Consider the following 16,422-nt stretch of genomic DNA (forward strand, 5'->3'; position numbering starts at 1 on the left):
AGTGCGGGCATCGTGAAAAATCTATGGCAAAGAAAGCCTTATGTTCTCATAACTGACGATTAAATCGCACCTTCCTTTACGCAGCTCAGGGTAACCGTGGGCAGGTAACATTTCGCCGTGAGTATAGACGTTGACGCCAGTGCCTTCGGTTTGTTGCAGCAGATTGTGCAGATCTTTCAGATCATGACCGGAGATCAGAATGCATTTACCGGCTACGGCCTTAACGTTGACCTGAGTGGGTGTGGGGTGACCGTAAGCGCTGGTTTCACCGGCGTCCAGAATGCTCATCACTTTAAAGTTCATCTGACCGATTTCCATCGAACAGGCGAGCAGGGCATTCATATCGGCAGGCCAGGTGCCCAGCCACGCCATGATCCGATGATACTGCGCGTAGATATCATTATCGTACTGGCCCAGCACATGGGCGTGTTCCATATATGCCGCAGCGCCTTTCAGGCCGTACAGGCACAACAGACGCAGGCCAAGGATATTTTCCCCGATTACCGCTTTATCAATGTTTGGGGCAAATGCGGCGGCCTGGCGCTGGAGGTCGCCCAGGTCATCGCTCAACAGCTGTAAATCGGCCATTGGATTATCAACGGCGGCGTTAGCATCCAGGCTCAGACATTGCGCTTTTAGCGCGTCACGCAACGCAATGGCTTGCCGGGCGTAGCCGACGATTCGCGCCGAATCGAAGTTCACGTTGGTGAGCGTGGAGAAGAACGCGCGCGGGGCGAAGCTATCAATGTCATGCTCGATAATGGCGTATTCACGTGCTTTGATAGCCCAGGCAGAAAACCCCTGGAGGGTGGCGATCAGCAGGTCTTGCAGGTCTGATGTTTCGGCCGTTTTGCCGCACATACCCTGCGCCCACGCGCAGCCATCGCCTGCCGGGGTACGAATGGTTTGTTCACATTGCACACAAAACATAATGACACCTTATAAGCTTAAAATTGTATTTGAAATGCATGTTTAAGATTGGGCGGGTGTGTCGTCGCTTAAAAGCGTTTTTTTGGCGAATGAAGGAGATCTTGATTTAGCGCAATTTTAGTCGCTTAAAACTACGACGAAAGGGTTATGTACAGCCAGGGGGTATCACAAATAATAACAGGAATAATACCTGAAACTTTTTCGGATATTATGTGCCGGGTTAAATTGCCATTTAACCCGGCAACGATTGAATCAAAAAGGATTAATCGTTCTTTTCCAGTAAGGTACGATACAGAATACCGCCTAAAATACCGCCGGCAATCGGAGCAAGCCAGAATAACCATAATTGTTGCAGCGCCCAGCCACCCTGGAAAATAGCCACGGCGGTACTGCGCGCCGGGTTAACAGAAGTGTTGGTGACGGGAATACTGATTAAATGGATCAGCGTCAACGCCAGGCCAATGGCAACAGGCGCAAAACCGGCTGGCGCGGCTTTGTCTGTTGCCCCATGAATAATAAGTAAAAATCCGCAGGTCAGTACCACTTCAATAACGACGGCTGATAGCAGAGAGTAATTACCCGGCGAATGTTCACCGTAGCCGTTGGAGGCAAAACCGCTTGCTGCGGCGTCAAAACCGGCTTTGCCGCTGGCAATAAGATACAACACCGCGGCGGCGAGAATACCGCCAATGACCTGGGCGATGATATAACCCACAATGTCTTTTGCCGGAATACGTCCACCGGCCCACAGTCCGAGAGTGACTGCCGGATTGAAATGACCACCGGAAATATGACCCACGGCATAAGCCATCGTCAAAACAGTCAGGCCAAATGCCAGCGCAACGCCTACAAAACCAATTCCGAGCTCAGGAAATGCTGCTGCCAGAACGGCACTCCCGCAGCCACCAAATACCAGCCAGAATGTCCCGAAACATTCGGCCACTAATTTTCTAAACATAATTTCCTCGCTAAAAAATATCATCAGATACCAGTCAGCAATAATAAGGCTGGCTGAAGTGTTGCTATTTTAGAAACATGCGCAGGGTGCAAACCAGTTAAAAAAATGGCCTGAGTTTGATTTAGGGCAAGGTGATGCAATTATAGTTGGCTCAGATGAAAATGCGAAAAATTAAATACTTTCGTATGAAGATGTTTTTCTGAATATATCTTTCACGCTGCGTGGAGGGAACCTCAGGTATTTTCTTGTTCATTTTTTTGCTCGTATTGCGCCGTGTATCTCCCGCGCCATCCCGCTATACTCAAGGTAACTTAATGGAAAAAAAGCATATTTGCCGGAGGGACTATGATTCTGGAGCGGGTGGATATAGTAGGTTTTCGCGGTATCAATCGCTTGTCGCTGATGCTGGAGCAGAACAACGTACTGATCGGTGAGAATGCCTGGGGCAAATCAAGTCTGCTGGATGCTTTAACCCTGTTACTCTCTCCACAAGAGACGCTCTATCATTTTGTGCGTGAGGATTTCTGGTTTCCGCCGGGCGATGTTCGGGGACGTGAACACCATTTGCACATTATTCTGACGTTTCGCGAATCAGAGCCCGGCCGTCACCGCGTAAGACGTTATCGTCCTCTGGGAGCGTGTTGGGTTGCCGGTCAGGATGACCACCACCGCCTGTTTTATCGCCTGGAAGGTGAACTGGCAGAAGATGGCAGCGTCATGACGTTACGCTCCTTTCTCGACGCCCAGGGCTTACCGTTAGTGCTGGAGAATATCGACAGCTTCGCGCACCATCTTATCCGGCTCATGCCTGTCCTGCGTCTGCGCGATGCGCGTTTTATGCGGCGCATGCATGGCGGTCGTCCACCATTGATGCCGGAAATCGAAGCCACCGCGCAACAGCTGGATTTCCTTTCCCACGAGTTAATTTCGCATCCGCAGAAGCTGTCAGATGCACAAATCCGTCATGGTCTGTCGGCGATGGTGCAGTTGCTTGAACACTATTTTGCCGAGCAGGGCAGTGGCCCGTCCCATCAGCGGCTGATGCGTCGGCATTCCCATGATGAGCAACGCAGCTGGCGGTATCTGGATATTATCAACCGGGCGATTGATAAACCCGGTGGGCGCATGTATCGCGTCATTTTGTTGAGTTTCTTTGCCACCCTTTTGCAGGCCCGGGGCAATGTTCAGCTGGACAGAGACGCGCGTCCTCTGCTGCTGGTGGAGGATCCGGAAACGCGACTGCATCCAATAATGCTCTCCGTCGCCTGGCATCTGTTCAACCTGCTGCCGTTACAGCAGGTGACCACCACCAATTCCGGTGAGCTGCTCTCGCTAACGCCGGTGGAGCATGTTTGTCGGCTGGTCAGGGAATCCTCACGTGTCGCAGCCTGGCGATTAGGGCCGGAGGGCATGAATGCTGACGAGGGGCGACGTATTGCGTTTCATATCCGCTTCAATCGTGCTTCGTCTTTGTTTGCCCGCTGCTGGCTGCTGGTGGAAGGGGAGACGGAAACCTGGATCATTAATGAATTCGCCCGCCAGTGTGGACATCACTTCGACGCCGAAGGGGTGAAAGTGATTGAGTTTGCCCAGTCGGGCTTAAAGCCATTGATCAAGTTTGCCCGCCGGATGGGCATTGAGTGGCATGTGCTGGTTGATGGTGATGAGGCCGGTAAGAAATATGCAGCAACCGTGCGCGCTCTGCTGAATGGCGATGGCGACCACTTACGCGATCATCTGACGGCGCTGCCAGGGCTGGATATGGAGCACTTTATGTACCGTGAAGGCTTTGCTGATGTCTATCATCGGGTCGCCCAGTTACCGGACAAAGTACCGATGAATATGCGGCGGATAATCACCAAAGCCATCCACCGCTCGTCAAAGCCTGACCTGGCGATTGAGGTGGCGATGGAGGCAGGACGTCGCGGCACCGACGCCGTGCCGCATCTGTTACGTAAAATGTTCTCACGGGTGCTTTGGCTGGCGCGTGGGCGGGCGGATTAAGCCTGTAGCGCCAGCCTGATTTGTGTCTGTAAATCGTCAAGCAGTTGATAGCGCCGACGATATTCCGCGCGCTTTTTGCTGGCGATGTCATCCATCGGTTTACGGGAAAGGGTTAAAGGGAGATGAAACAGGCCATCGCGATCCTGCTCGCCGCTCATTGAGTGCCAGAAACTGTCGTAATCCGCGAATAGCTTGCCCTGTTTTTTCTGCCGATAACGCCAACTGCGATAGATATGCGTGCTGTTGCCTACCGCAAGGAGACTTTCCAGTTGCCAAAGGCTGGCCAGTTCAGTACAGGCTTCCAGCAGCAAACGCTTTGGAAACAGGCCGTGGCAGGCCTTAGTGGCAAGCTGGATGACGTCATGGGTCACATTGTTTTTTGCTCCCTGAAGGCCGCCGATAAACAGCGTACGTTTACCTGCGTATTCACAAAGCGCGAAGGTCATTTTCGCCAGCGGGATCTGGTTTTCGTCGCTGAAAACCAGCGTTGCTTCGCCTTCTTTGTCCATATTGGCCTCGGCAAGCAACTGAATGCTGTAATACTCGCCGTTTTTCCCCGCGAGCTTTGCCAGCATAACGCCCTGCGGCGTGTAGTAATTTTGCCGAACGGCGGCGGGTAAACTCGCCGTGAAGGTTTGGTAGTGAAAGGCCAGCGCCGCCAGTGTTTGTTGCCTGCTCATCACCAGCGAAAGCCATGGACGATGCAATCTGCAGGGTAAGCCCGGTTGGGCATAAAGCATAGACAGAAGATCCGGATGGCTGGCCAACTCTTTCAGCAGCGCGGCGGTACTGAGCGGCGTCCAGAGCGAGCGCAGTAAAAATTTGCGCCGCCAGGCTGGATTTTGCCAGGCGAGTCCGGGTTTAAGTGTGCCGCGAGCGAGAGCGCAAAAAAGCTGCCAGCCAGTGTGGGTCATGGCCGGGTTTTGTGAAGTGATATCAGTAAGAACAGACATGAAATATCCGATCTAAAGAGAGGTAATGCGCGTATTGAATCAGATGCTGCGTCAACGCCAGGTAAATAAACATGCGGGAAAAACAAAACAGTAGGTTTCGTTAAGGTCGGGTTTGGTTATTATTGGCACCCGTTGCTTGAGTCAGGAAATCAGGAATTTTTATGAATTTGAAGGGAAAACGCAAAAAGCTGGGGCTGGCGGCGATCGTGATAATCGCACTGGCCGCTTTCTGGCTATGGCGTCAATTGAATGCGCCCGTTCCGCAATACCAGACGTTGATTGTGCGCCCAGGTGAGCTGTCGCAAAGTGTGCTTGCAACGGGCAAGCTGGATGCGGTGCGTAAAGTCGATGTCGGGGCGCAGGTGAGTGGACAGTTAAAAACGCTGTCGGTCAGCATTGGCGATAAGGTGAAAAAGGATCAACTGCTGGGGGTTATTGATCCCGAGCAGGCGCAAAACCAGATCAAAGAGGTCAATGCCACGCTTATGGAGCTGCGCGCGCAACGGCTTCAGGCCCAGGCTGAGCGCAAACTGGCCAGCGTCACCCTGGAGCGCCAGCAGCAACTGGCGAAAAATCATCTGGTATCACGTCAGGATCTGGACAGCGCCGCAACGGATCTGGCGGTGAAAGAGGCGAAAATCGGCACCATTGATGCACAGATCCAGCGTAATCAGGCGACCCTCGATACGGCTAAAGCCAATCTTGACTACACCCGCATTGTGGCGCCGATGGCCGGAGAGGTGACGGAAATCACCACGCTGCAAGGGCAGACGGTGATTGCCGCTCAGCAGGCGCCCAACATTCTTACTCTGGCCGATATGAGCACGATGCTGGTGAAAGCGCAGGTTTCTGAGGCGGATATTATCCACCTTAAACCCGGTCAAAAAGCCTGGTTTACCGTTTTAGGCGACCCGGAAACCCGCTATGAAGGCAAGTTAAAAGACATCCTGCCGACGCCCACCAAAGTGAACGACGCGATTTTTTATCATGCGCGTTTTGAAGTACCGAATCCGCAGGGGGTGCTGCGCCTGGAGATGACCGCACAGGTGCATATTCAACTGAACGGGGTGAAGAACGTCCTGACGGTTCCTCTGGCCGCACTGGGCGATCCGGTGGGTGACAACCGTTATAAGGTGAAACTCCTGCGTAATGGCGATGTGCGGGAGCGCGAAATCACCCTCGGTATGCGTAACGATACGGATGCGGAAGTGACCAAAGGTCTTGAGGCGGGTGATGAAGTGATTATTACCTCCACCCTGCCAGGTAGCGTGCAATGACGGCACTTCTCGACCTCAGCAATATTCGCCGTAGTTACCCATCGGGCGACGGACCGGTGGAGGTGCTAAAAGGCATTTCCTTGCAGATCCATGCCGGTGAAATGGTGGCGATTGTCGGTGCCTCGGGTTCGGGGAAATCGACGCTGATGAATATTCTCGGCTGCCTGGATAAGCCAACCAGCGGCACTTATCGCGTGGCGGGCACGGATGTGTCAACGCTGGGCAGTGACGCGCTTGCTCGCCTGCGCCGCGAGCACTTTGGTTTTATATTCCAGCGTTACCATCTGTTGTCACATTTAACCGCCGCGCAAAATGTTGAAGTCCCGGCGGTCTATGCCGGCGTTGAACGCAAAGCCCGGCTGGAACGTGCCCGGCAGTTGCTGGCCAGGCTTGGTCTGAGCGAGCGGAAAGAGTATTCGCCGTCACAACTCTCCGGTGGGCAGCAGCAGCGTGTCAGTATTGCGCGGGCATTAATGAACGGTGGTCAGGTGATCCTTGCCGATGAACCCACCGGCGCGCTGGACAGCCGTTCTGGCGAAGAGGTGATGGCGATCCTTCATCAACTCCGGGAACGCGGGCATACGGTCATTATCGTCACCCACGACCCGGAAGTGGCGGCGCAAGCCCAGCGGGTGATTGAAATTCGCGATGGCGAGATCCTCAGTAATCCCCCCGCTCAGGTCTCTGTTGCACCCGGCTCTCGCAATACTGCCCCCGTCAATGCCAGCGGCTGGGGACAAATTATGGGGCGTTTTCGCGAAGCATTAATGATGGCGTGGCGGGCGATGGCCGCCAATAAGATGCGCACCCTGTTGACGATGCTTGGGATCATTATCGGTATTGCCTCGGTGGTGTCTATTGTGGTGGTCGGGGATGCCGCGAAACAGCTGGTACTGGCGGATATTCGGGCGATCGGCACTAACACTATCGATATCTATCCCGGTAAAGATTTTGGCGATGATGACCCGCAATTCCAGCAGGCGCTGAAATATGATGACCTGGTGGCTATTCAGAAGCAGCCATGGGTACGTTCGGCAACCCCTTCCATTTCGCAAAACCTGCGCCTGCGCAGAGGCAATATTGACGTGGCGGCAAGCGCCAACGGAGTCAGTAGCCAGTACTTTAACGTTTATGGCATGACCTTTAGCGAAGGCAACACGTTTAACGAGGAGCAACAAAACGGGCGGGCGCAGGTGGTGGTTCTCGACAATAATACGCGCCGTCAGTTGTTCCCGGATAAAGCGAAAGTGGTGGGTGAAACGGTGCTGGTCGGCAATATGCCCGCGACGGTGATTGGCGTGGCGCAGGAGAAGCAGTCAATGTTTGGCAGCAGCAAGATCCTGCGCGTCTGGTTGCCTTATTCAACCCTTTCGGCGAGGGTGCTGGGGCAGTCCTGGCTAAACTCCATCACCGTGCGTGTCAATGACGGTTACGGTAGTACTCAGGCTGAGCAGCAGCTTGAACGTCTGCTCACGCTCCGTCATGGTAAGAAAGATTTCTTCACCTGGAATATGGACGGTCTCTTGAAAACGGCAGAAAAGACCACACGTACTCTTCAGCTGTTTTTAACCCTGGTGGCGGTGATTTCGCTGCTGGTCGGGGGGATTGGGGTGATGAACATCATGCTGGTGTCGGTTACCGAGCGTACCCGGGAGATTGGTATCAGGATGGCGGTTGGCGCGCGGGCAAGCGATGTGCTGGCGCAGTTTCTGATTGAAGCCGTGCTGGTCTGTCTGGTTGGTGGAGCGCTGGGTGTGGCGTTATCAATGGCTATTGCCTTTACGCTGCAGCTCTTTTTGCCCGGCTGGGAAATTGGTTTTTCTCCGGTTGCGCTGATTACGGCGTTTATCTGCTCAACCTTTACCGGCGTGCTTTTCGGCTGGTTACCCGCCCGTAATGCTGCACGGCTCGATCCGGTGGATGCCCTGGCCCGCGAGTAAATAAAAAATGCCAGTCGACTGGACTGGCATTTTGACGGCGGGATGTACACAATGAAAGCAGTGACGTCAGGCGACGGCTTCCATTTCAAGAGGCACGATAAGGCTGGCGTGATTGCCTTTAGGGCCTTGATGTACATCAAACCGGACAGTTTGCCCGGCCTTTAACGTTCTGTAACCATCCATCTGAATGGTGGAATAATGTGCGAAGATATCTTCGCCGCCGCCTTCAGGGCAAATAAAACCGAACCCTTTGGCATTATTGAACCACTTAACAGTACCCGTTTCCATGCTTCGACATCCTTCGTAAATCTTATATAAGTAAGATGGAATGAACCGGTGGCAGAGTTTGGGGGTTGTTCAAAACCTCGCCAACTCTCGACTGTACAATTTAGAGAAATCGGGCAACGCGTCAAGCGTTTGCCGGAGGTTCTGAGGGGTGTATCAATCAAAAATTTGAAGCAGTTAACGCTATTGAAGGGGTTTGTGACAGCCGTCGCGAATGGCAACGATAGATGATAGTTATCTGACACCTGATGTAGATTTAAAATACATCTTGAATCATGTAATCGGTCGATTGAACATCGCCGGAACCTGTAACCTAAGATGAAAACTGACGATGGGCAAAAGCAATAGTTGGCTGGATTTTGACCACCTGGCGGAAGAAAAACTGCGTGACGCGCTAAAACCGCCATCCATGTATAAAGTTATGTTAATGAACGATGATTACACGCCGATGGAATTTGTTATTGACGTGCTACAAAAGTTCTTTTCTTATGATGTAGAACGAGCAACGCAACTGATGCTCACTGTGCACTATCGTGGAAAGGCCATTTGTGGAATTTTCACCGCCGAAGTCGCAGAAACGAAAGTGTCTATGGTGAACGATTACGCCCGGGAGAACGAGCATCCGTTGTTGTGTACGCTGGAAAAGGCCTGATTTTCAGGCATGACATTTGGGGGAGGTGCCAATGCTCAATCAAGAACTGGAACTCAGTTTAAACATGGCTTTCGCCAGAGCGCGTGAGCACCGACATGAGTTTATGACCGTCGAACACTTGTTACTGGCGCTGCTCAGTAACCCCTCGGCTCGCGAAGCGCTGGAAGCGTGTTCTGTGGACCTGGTGGCGTTGCGACAAGAACTCGAAGCCTTCATCGAACAAACCACACCCGTCCTGCCGATGAGTGAAGAGGAGCGTGACACTCAGCCGACGCTCAGCTTCCAGCGTGTCCTTCAGCGCGCGGTGTTTCACGTTCAGTCCTCCGGTCGTAGCGAAGTGTCCGGGGCGAATGTGCTGGTGGCAATTTTCAGCGAGCAGGAGTCCCAGGCGGCATATCTGCTACGCAAACATGAAGTGAGCCGCCTTGATGTGGTGAACTTTATTTCCCATGGCACTCGTAAAGACGAGCCGGGGCAATCTTCTGCTGATTCCGGCAATCAGGCCAATAATAACGAAGAGCAAGCAGGCGGGGAGGAACGTATGGAGAACTTCACCACCAACCTTAATCAGCTTGCTCGCGTTGGCGGAATTGACCCGCTGATCGGTCGTGACAAAGAGCTTGAACGCGCGATCCAGGTCCTTTGCCGTCGGCGTAAAAATAACCCGCTGCTGGTGGGTGAATCCGGGGTAGGTAAAACTGCCATTGCCGAAGGGCTCGCCTGGCGTATTGTGCAGGGCGATGTGCCGGAAGTTATGGCCGATTGCACCATTTACTCGCTGGATATTGGTTCTCTGCTGGCCGGGACGAAATACCGTGGTGATTTTGAGAAACGCTTCAAAGCGCTACTGAAACAGCTTGAGCAGGACACCAGCAGTATCCTGTTTATCGACGAGATCCATACCATTATTGGCGCCGGTGCGGCATCGGGCGGTCAGGTTGATGCGGCTAACCTCATCAAACCATTACTGTCCAGCGGTAAAATTCGCGTGATGGGTTCGACGACTTATCAGGAATTCAGCAATATTTTTGAGAAAGACCGCGCGCTGGCGCGTCGCTTCCAGAAAATTGACATTACTGAGCCCTCTGTTGAAGAGACGGTACAGATTATCAATGGTCTGAAACCGAAATACGAAGCGCACCACGATGTGCGTTATACCGCGAAAGCGGTGCGTGCTGCGGTTGAACTGGCGGTGAAATACATTAACGATCGTCATTTGCCGGACAAAGCCATTGACGTGATCGATGAGGCCGGTGCGCGTGCGCGTCTGATGCCAGTGAGCAAACGTAAGAAAACGATTAATGTCGCGGATATTGAATCGGTGGTGGCGCGCATTGCCCGTATTCCTGAGAAGAGCGTGTCGCAAAGCGATCGTGATACGCTGAAAAATCTCGGCGATCGCCTGAAAATGCTGGTCTTTGGTCAGGATAAAGCCATTGAGGCCTTAACCGAAGCCATCAAGATGAGCCGTGCGGGTCTGGGTCAGGATCATAAGCCGGTAGGGTCGTTCCTGTTTGCCGGGCCAACCGGCGTCGGCAAAACCGAGGTGACGGTACAGCTTTCCAAAGCGCTGGGCATCGAGCTGCTGCGTTTCGATATGTCTGAGTATATGGAACGTCATACGGTCAGCCGCTTAATCGGCGCGCCTCCGGGTTATGTCGGTTTTGATCAGGGCGGTTTGTTGACCGATGCGGTCATTAAACATCCTCATGCGGTACTGCTGCTTGATGAAATTGAAAAAGCGCATCCGGATGTCTTTAACCTGCTGTTGCAGGTGATGGACAACGGTACGCTGACCGATAACAACGGGCGTAAAGCTGACTTCCGCAATGTGGTGCTGGTGATGACCACCAACGCCGGGGTGCGTGAAACTGAGCGTAAATCCATTGGTCTTATCCACCAGGATAACAGCACCGATGCGATGGAGGAGATCAAGAAGATCTTTACGCCGGAGTTCCGTAACCGTCTGGACAACATTATCTGGTTTGATCACCTCTCAACCGAGGTTATCCACCAAGTGGTCGATAAGTTTATTGTCGAACTCCAGGTGCAGCTGGATCAAAAAGGCGTGTCGCTGGAAGTGAGTCAGGAAGCTCGCGACTGGCTGGCAGAAAAAGGCTATGACCGTGCGATGGGCGCGCGTCCGATGACGCGTGTTATCCAGGACAACCTGAAGAAACCGCTGGCTAACGAACTGCTGTTTGGCACGCTGGTTGATGGCGGGCAGGTGACGGTGACGCTGGAGAAAGATGAACTGAAATATGGTTTCCAGAGTGCGCAAAAGCACAAACCAGAAGCAGCGCATTAAGTAAGCCGCGAACCGCGTAAATAAAAAACCGGGCTTGTTAAGTCCGGTTTTTTTACACCTGAATGTTATGTTCGTTTTACAGAATAAAACGACAAAAGCCGGACAGATGTCCGGCTTTTTAGAATTTCGCACGTGGTGTCGTGACTATCGGCTATTAACGACTACGGAAGACAATGCGGCCTTTGCTCAGGTCGTACGGGGTCAACTCTACAGTCACTTTATCGCCCGTTAAAATGCGGATGTAGTTTTTACGCATTTTACCGGAGATATGCGCAGTGACCACATGACCGTTTTCAAGTTCTACGCGGAACATAGTATTAGGCAACGTATCCAGAACGGTGCCCTGCATTTCGATATTGTCTTCTTTGGCCATCTAATCCTCGGGGGGTATCACTACCAATTTTTTTTGAACCGGCAAGATAATGCCCAAGTTCGTCTGTTAAGTAAAGATTTGTGCTGATAAAACGCAGTAAAACGGCTTTTGCGCATTACCCTCATGCCAAAATCAGGACGCGCATCACGCGCATCGTAAAGGGGAGCGATAAAGTAGATGAAGGACGTCCCTGATACGAGCTTCCCGAATAATGGCGGGTAACAGGCAGAAGCTGCTCTGAGCGACCATTATAACACCCTGATAAAAAATGTGCCGAAAACATTCATCAGCCAGGCAAAAACAGTTCCCGTGGTACCCAGAAATGAGAGGGGAGACGCTGCTGGCGGGCGATATCAAGCAGCTCAAGGTAATCGCGGCGAGGTATTTCCACCGCACCCAGCGATGCGGTGTGTGAGTTCAGCACCTGGCAATCAATCAGTTGGCCACCGGCGCGGCTGAAGGCATCACAAAACAGCATCAATGCGGTCTTGGAGGCGTTGATCCGGCGGCTGAACATTGATTCGCCACAAAAAAGCGTGCCCAGCGCCACGCCGTACATGCCGCCAATCAGTTCGTTTTCATACCATACTTCGATGGAGTGAGCATGGCCCAGCTCATGCAGACGATGATAGGCCAGAACCACATCCGGGGTTATCCAGGTGCCTTCATGACGGTCTTGCGCACAGCCATCAATCACCCGACCAAAGGCATGGTTGATGGTTACGCGGTAGGGCTGAGTCTTGTGAAAACGCTTCATGCTCCGGCTGACATGAAATTCCGCCGGCCACAGAACGGCGCGGGGATCGGGAGACCACCACAGGATCGGATCCCCGGGTGAAAACCAGGGGAAAATACCGCGTTGATAGGCCATCAATAACCGTGCAGGGCTGAGATCCCCACCGAGAGCCAGCAATCCGTTGGGTTCACGCAACGCCGCTTCCGGCGAAGGAAAAGCAATAGTGTGACGAGAAAGCTGAACCAGGCGCATGACTACAACGCTCCACAACGCGACAAGGAGTAATTCATAATGTATATCGTCATCTTCACTCTGCACTTTAGGGCCATCGGCGTGAGGAAAATGACGATATAGCTGATTACAGACGCTGCTTAAACTGGTAGTAACGCCCCTGTTTCGCCATTAACGCTGCGTGATTACCTTGCTCAATTATTTCCCCGTTGTCCATCACAATTATCTGATTAAAATGTGACAAACCACGCAGGCGATGGGTGACCATCAGCAGGGTTTTTTCTCTCATTACGTTATGCAGTAAATCAAGGATCTGGCTTTCGGTTTCGGCGTCCAGACCTTCAGTGGGTTCGTCCAGCAGGACCAGCGGCGCGTCATGCAATAAGGCGCGGGCAATCGCCAGACGACGCAGCTCGCCGCCGGACAACTGACGTCCACCTTCACCCAGCCAGGCATTCAGACCGTTATCCTCCAGCAACTTCTCAAGGCCGGTACGGGTCAGCATGGCGGTGAGTGTTTCATCGCTGGCTTGCGGTGCAGCTAACAGCAAATTATCACGCAGGGTGGCGCTGAACAGATGGACGCGCTGCGGAACCATGCTGATGCTGGCGCGTAAGGCCGGTTCGCTGAGTTGGGTCAGGGGGACATCGTTAAACAGGATACTGCCATGCTGTGGATCCCATGCGCGGGTCAGCAGTTGCAGAAGCGTTGATTTCCCGCACCCGGTACGCCCAAGAACGGCAATATGTTCCCCGGCTGAAAGCGATAAAGATAAGCTATTTAAGGCGTTCTGAGGCTGGCCAGGATAAGCGAATGATACCCTGTCGAGACGCAGATTGACCTGCGCAGGCGCGGCGTCAGAGGTATCGGGAAATGTTACCTCTGGCGGGCAATCGGTGATTTGCGTAATGCGCACCGCCGATGCGATGACCTGGCCAAGGTGCTGGAATGCCCCCGTCACGGGTGCCAGCGCTTCAAACGCGGCCAGTGCACAAAAGACAAAGAGAGCTATGAGTGCGCCTGGATGGTTATTTCCGCCGACGCCGCCGGCAGCCAGCCATAGCATGACGATCACCGCAGTGGCGCTGATAAGCAACATCACCGCCTGCGACGCCGCGGTCAGATCGGACTGACGACGCTGGGCGTCATGCCAGTTCAGTTCGGTGGTTTCCATCTGCTCGCGGTAACGCTGGCTGGCGCCGAAAATCGTCAGTTCCGCCTGGCCCTGTAACCAACTGGTCAACTGCTGGCGGTACTGACCGCGCAAATGGGTCAGATTTTCCCCGGCGGGCTTTCCGGCACGATAAAACAGCGGCGGCAGGATAATCAGCGTTGCCAGCATAATACCGCCCAGAGTTAATGCGAGGGCGACATCCAGAAAACTGAGCCCCAGCGTCACCACCAGAATGACCACCAACGCCCCTGTTAAGGGGGACAGAACGCGCAGGTAGAGGTGATCCAGGGTATCCACATCGGCAACAACACGATTGAGCAACTCGCCCTGGCGAAAACGAGCCAGGCCTGCTGGTGACAGCGGAAGCAGCTTACTAAAGGTGCTAACTCGCAGATGCTCAAGCACCCGGAAGGTCGCATCGTGACTGACCAGTCGTTCAAAGTAACGTCCTGCGGTGCGAATAATCGCCGCGCCACGCACGCCGGCTGCCGGGAGCATATAGTTGAAACTGTATATGCCGGCAACGCCGACGACCGCGGATGCCGACAGGAACCAGCCCGAAAGCGTGAGCAGGCCAATACTGGCAAGCAGGGTAATGATCGCCAGCACAACGCCGAGGCTCAGAAGCCAGATATGGCGTTTGTAGAGGGCGAGATAGGGGAGGAGTGCGCGCATTCAGAAAGCCTCCTGACGATGGGCGAGCAGGGCCGCGAATGCCCCTTCAGCCTGAGCCAGCTCGGCGAAAGTCCCTTGTTCGATGATCTGTCCATCCTTCATAACCCAGATATTGATCCAGTCGGTTAAGCCTTCGAGCTGATGTGTCACCATCAACGTTGTCTGCTGTAAAGAGGCGTCATTCAGTGCCTGCATGACCCGTTGCTCGCTATGACTGTCCAGGCTGGCGGCTGGCTCGTCAAGGAGTAGCAACTGGCACTCGTCCAGCAGCGCGCGTGCAACCGCCACCCGCTGTGCCTGACCGACGGAAAGACGAGCGCCCTGATCGCCAGTTGCCGTATCCAGACCCTGAGGTAAGAGAGGTAAAAATTCGCTCACCCAGGCTTTATCAAGCACCATTTGCAACTGGGCATCGCTGGCGTTGGGTCTGCCGAGCAGAACATTTTCCCGCAGCGTGGCCGCTGGCAGTTGCGGGTTCTGGCCTACCCAACTGATTAATTGACGCCAGGCATCCGGCTCAAGATCGGCGAGTTCCACGCCATTAATTCGTAATGAACCGTCATAAGGGATAAAACCGGAAAGCGCATTAATCAGCGAGCTTTTCCCGGAACCACTTTTCCCGACCAGTACCACCCGCTGCCCGGCTGACAACGTGAAGTTGAGCGGGCCGGCAAGCACTGATCCTTCGGGGGATTTGAGCATCAGATCCTCGGCGGTAATGCTGATGGCGTCACCGCTTTTCAGGGTTATGTCACCCCGTCTGGCATGAGCTAACGGGGCTTCCATAAAGGTTTTCAGGCTGTCGGCGGCGCCAATGGCCTGCGCTTTGGCGTGATAAAAGGTGCCCAAATCACGCAGCGGCTGGAAAAATTCCGGCGCCAGTATCAACGCCAGAAAACCGGCAAACAGCGTCACGCCAGCCCCGTAATGACCGAAGTTCAGTTCGCCAAGATAAGAAAAGCCGAAGTAGACCGCCACCAGGGCTATCGACAGCGAAGTGAAAAACTCAAGCACCCCTGACGAGAGAAAAGCCAGTTTCAGCACATCCATTGTACGGCTACGAAAATCCTGCGATGCCAGACGAATGCTTTCGGTTTCAGCGGCGCCGCGATTGAAGATGCGCAGGGTTTCCATGCCGCGTAAACGGTCAAGGAAATGGCCGCTCAGACGTGCCAGCGCTTTAAAATTGCGGCGATTGGCGTCAGCAGCGCCCATGCCTACCATTGCCATAAACAGCGGGATCAGCGGTGCTGTGCACAGCAGAATTAAAGCCGCCGCCCAGTTAATCGGGAATAATGTGGCCACAATCAGCAAAGGCACGCTTGCCGCCAGGGTCATCTGGGGCAGATAGCGGGCATAGAAATCATGCATATCGTCGATTTGTTCAAGGATGAGCGTGGCCCAGCTGCCGGCAGGTTTACCCTGGATCCAGGCCGGACCGGCTTGCTGGAGTCTGTCCAGTACCTGACGGCGGATCTCAAAACGGATATGTGCGCCGGCATGGAAACCCACCCGCTCACGAAGCCAGGTGACCCAACTGCGCAGGATAAACACCAGTACCAGCAAAGTGAAAGGAAGCAATAATGCCTCCCGAGGAATATTCTCCATAATCAAATGATTAAGGATTTTTGCCAGCATCCAGGCTTGTGCGACGATCAGAAGACCGCTCAACACGCCGAGCAGGCGGGACATCATCAGCCAGCGACGGGAGAGGACACTTTGCTGTTTTAACCAGCGAGTTAATTCTTGTTGACGTGTTTTATTCATTGCGCGCTTTGCAGGTGAAGTTATCAGAATTTTTTAGCTTCGCAATGTTACATCGGCGCAAAAATAAAGGCGACTTATAGTCGCCTCAGACTGCTGACAAAGTCCTGGCCGTGAGGCCGGGACTTTGATCTAATTAAGTCAGTGCAATTAACGGACTGA

General features: G+C 53.5%; 12 protein-coding genes and 1 pseudogene. 5 read left to right on the plus strand and 8 right to left on the minus strand.

What is annotated here, in order from left to right:
* Window positions 1–75: 75 nt before the first annotated feature.
* Window positions 76–930 (minus strand): annotated as a pseudogene (locus tag ACSZO4_RS19630) (hydroxylamine reductase); the annotation flags it as partial.
* 262 nt (window positions 931–1,192) lie between these two features.
* Window positions 1,193–1,888, minus strand: coding sequence for an aquaporin Z (gene aqpZ, locus ACSZO4_RS19635; RefSeq protein ID WP_437890720.1), 696 nt, complete (start codon window positions 1,886–1,888; stop codon window positions 1,193–1,195).
* A gap of 345 nt (window positions 1,889–2,233) precedes the next feature.
* Between aqpZ and ACSZO4_RS19640 the strand changes: the two genes are divergently transcribed.
* A complete protein-coding gene (locus tag ACSZO4_RS19640; protein WP_437890721.1) occupies window positions 2,234–3,892 on the plus strand; it encodes an ATP-dependent endonuclease in 1,659 nt (552 codons plus the stop codon).
* Here the strand turns inward: ACSZO4_RS19640 and ACSZO4_RS19645 are convergent.
* Window positions 3,889–4,845 carry a VirK/YbjX family protein gene (locus ACSZO4_RS19645; RefSeq protein ID WP_437890722.1) on the minus strand — a complete coding sequence of 319 codons (957 nt, stop codon included), beginning with the start codon at window positions 4,843–4,845 and terminating at the stop codon, window positions 3,889–3,891. The two genes, ACSZO4_RS19640 and ACSZO4_RS19645, sit on opposite strands and share 4 nt — an antisense overlap.
* A gap of 161 nt (window positions 4,846–5,006) precedes the next feature.
* On the opposite strand from ACSZO4_RS19645, the gene macA reads away from it, so the two are divergent.
* Both macA and macB read left to right on the plus strand, forming a co-directional pair.
* Entirely contained in the window at window positions 5,007–6,122 is a 1,116-nt protein-coding gene (gene macA, locus ACSZO4_RS19650) for a macrolide transporter subunit MacA (protein ID WP_437890723.1), read from the plus strand.
* On the plus strand, window positions 6,119–8,062 hold the full coding sequence (gene macB / locus ACSZO4_RS19655) for a macrolide ABC transporter ATP-binding protein/permease MacB (RefSeq protein WP_437890725.1): 1,944 nt from the start codon (window positions 6,119–6,121) through the stop codon (window positions 8,060–8,062). Before macA ends, macB begins: the two co-directional genes overlap by 4 nt.
* Window positions 8,063–8,128: 66 nt before the next feature.
* Here the strand turns inward: macB and cspD are convergent, their stop codons facing one another.
* Window positions 8,129–8,350, minus strand: coding sequence for a cold shock-like protein CspD (gene cspD / locus ACSZO4_RS19660; RefSeq protein ID WP_437431279.1), 222 nt, complete (start codon window positions 8,348–8,350; stop codon window positions 8,129–8,131).
* Window positions 8,351–8,678: 328 nt separating this feature from the next.
* Between cspD and clpS the strand changes: the two genes are divergently transcribed.
* Together clpS and clpA are read left to right on the plus strand one after the other, a co-directional pair.
* Window positions 8,679–8,999, plus strand: a complete 321-nt coding sequence (gene clpS, locus ACSZO4_RS19665) for an ATP-dependent Clp protease adapter ClpS (protein WP_437890726.1) — start codon at window positions 8,679–8,681, stop codon at window positions 8,997–8,999.
* A 31-nt stretch (window positions 9,000–9,030) separates the two neighbouring features.
* Window positions 9,031–11,307: an ATP-dependent Clp protease ATP-binding subunit ClpA gene (clpA, locus tag ACSZO4_RS19670; RefSeq protein ID WP_437890727.1), complete on the plus strand. Its 2,277-nt coding sequence runs from the start codon at window positions 9,031–9,033 to the stop codon at window positions 11,305–11,307.
* A gap of 154 nt (window positions 11,308–11,461) precedes the next feature.
* On the opposite strand, the gene infA is transcribed toward clpA, so the two are convergent.
* From infA to cydD, 4 genes are all read right to left on the minus strand, one after another.
* On the minus strand, window positions 11,462–11,680 hold the full coding sequence (gene infA / locus ACSZO4_RS19675; protein WP_002211347.1) for a translation initiation factor IF-1: 219 nt from the start codon (window positions 11,678–11,680) through the stop codon (window positions 11,462–11,464).
* Between the two features lie 286 nt (window positions 11,681–11,966).
* Window positions 11,967–12,668 (minus strand): leucyl/phenylalanyl-tRNA--protein transferase, encoded by a 702-nt coding sequence (gene aat / locus ACSZO4_RS19680; RefSeq protein ID WP_437890731.1) that lies wholly within the window; start codon window positions 12,666–12,668, stop codon window positions 11,967–11,969.
* A gap of 106 nt (window positions 12,669–12,774) precedes the next feature.
* Window positions 12,775–14,496, minus strand: a complete 1,722-nt coding sequence (gene cydC, locus ACSZO4_RS19685) for a heme ABC transporter ATP-binding protein/permease CydC (protein ID WP_437890733.1) — start codon at window positions 14,494–14,496, stop codon at window positions 12,775–12,777.
* Window positions 14,497–16,263, minus strand: a complete 1,767-nt coding sequence (gene cydD, locus ACSZO4_RS19690; RefSeq protein ID WP_437890735.1) for a heme ABC transporter permease/ATP-binding protein CydD — start codon at window positions 16,261–16,263, stop codon at window positions 14,497–14,499. It lies immediately after the preceding gene.
* Between the last annotated feature and the right edge of the window lie 159 nt (window positions 16,264–16,422).

It is taken from the genome of Phytobacter sp. V91 (assembly GCF_965644225.1).
Taxonomy (GTDB): Bacteria; Pseudomonadota; Gammaproteobacteria; order Enterobacterales; family Enterobacteriaceae; genus CBFFRJ01.

Excerpts from the sequence above, each read along its gene's own strand:
- aqpZ (WP_437890720.1), bottom strand. The coding sequence starts at position 1,888 with ATGTTTAGAAAATTAGTGGCCGAATGTTTCGGGACATTCTGGCTGGTA.
- ACSZO4_RS19640 (WP_437890721.1), top strand. The coding sequence starts at position 2,234 with ATGATTCTGGAGCGGGTGGATATAGTAGGTTTTCGCGGTATCAATCGC.
- ACSZO4_RS19645 (WP_437890722.1), bottom strand. The coding sequence starts at position 4,845 with ATGTCTGTTCTTACTGATATCACTTCACAAAACCCGGCCATGACCCAC.
- macA (WP_437890723.1), top strand. The coding sequence starts at position 5,007 with ATGAATTTGAAGGGAAAACGCAAAAAGCTGGGGCTGGCGGCGATCGTG.
- macB (WP_437890725.1), top strand. The coding sequence starts at position 6,119 with ATGACGGCACTTCTCGACCTCAGCAATATTCGCCGTAGTTACCCATCG.
- cspD (WP_437431279.1), bottom strand. The coding sequence starts at position 8,350 with ATGGAAACGGGTACTGTTAAGTGGTTCAATAATGCCAAAGGGTTCGGT.
- clpS (WP_437890726.1), top strand. The coding sequence starts at position 8,679 with ATGGGCAAAAGCAATAGTTGGCTGGATTTTGACCACCTGGCGGAAGAA.
- clpA (WP_437890727.1), top strand. The coding sequence starts at position 9,031 with ATGCTCAATCAAGAACTGGAACTCAGTTTAAACATGGCTTTCGCCAGA.
- infA (WP_002211347.1), bottom strand. The coding sequence starts at position 11,680 with ATGGCCAAAGAAGACAATATCGAAATGCAGGGCACCGTTCTGGATACG.
- aat (WP_437890731.1), bottom strand. The coding sequence starts at position 12,668 with ATGCGCCTGGTTCAGCTTTCTCGTCACACTATTGCTTTTCCTTCGCCG.
- cydC (WP_437890733.1), bottom strand. The coding sequence starts at position 14,496 with ATGCGCGCACTCCTCCCCTATCTCGCCCTCTACAAACGCCATATCTGG.
- cydD (WP_437890735.1), bottom strand. The coding sequence starts at position 16,263 with ATGAATAAAACACGTCAACAAGAATTAACTCGCTGGTTAAAACAGCAA.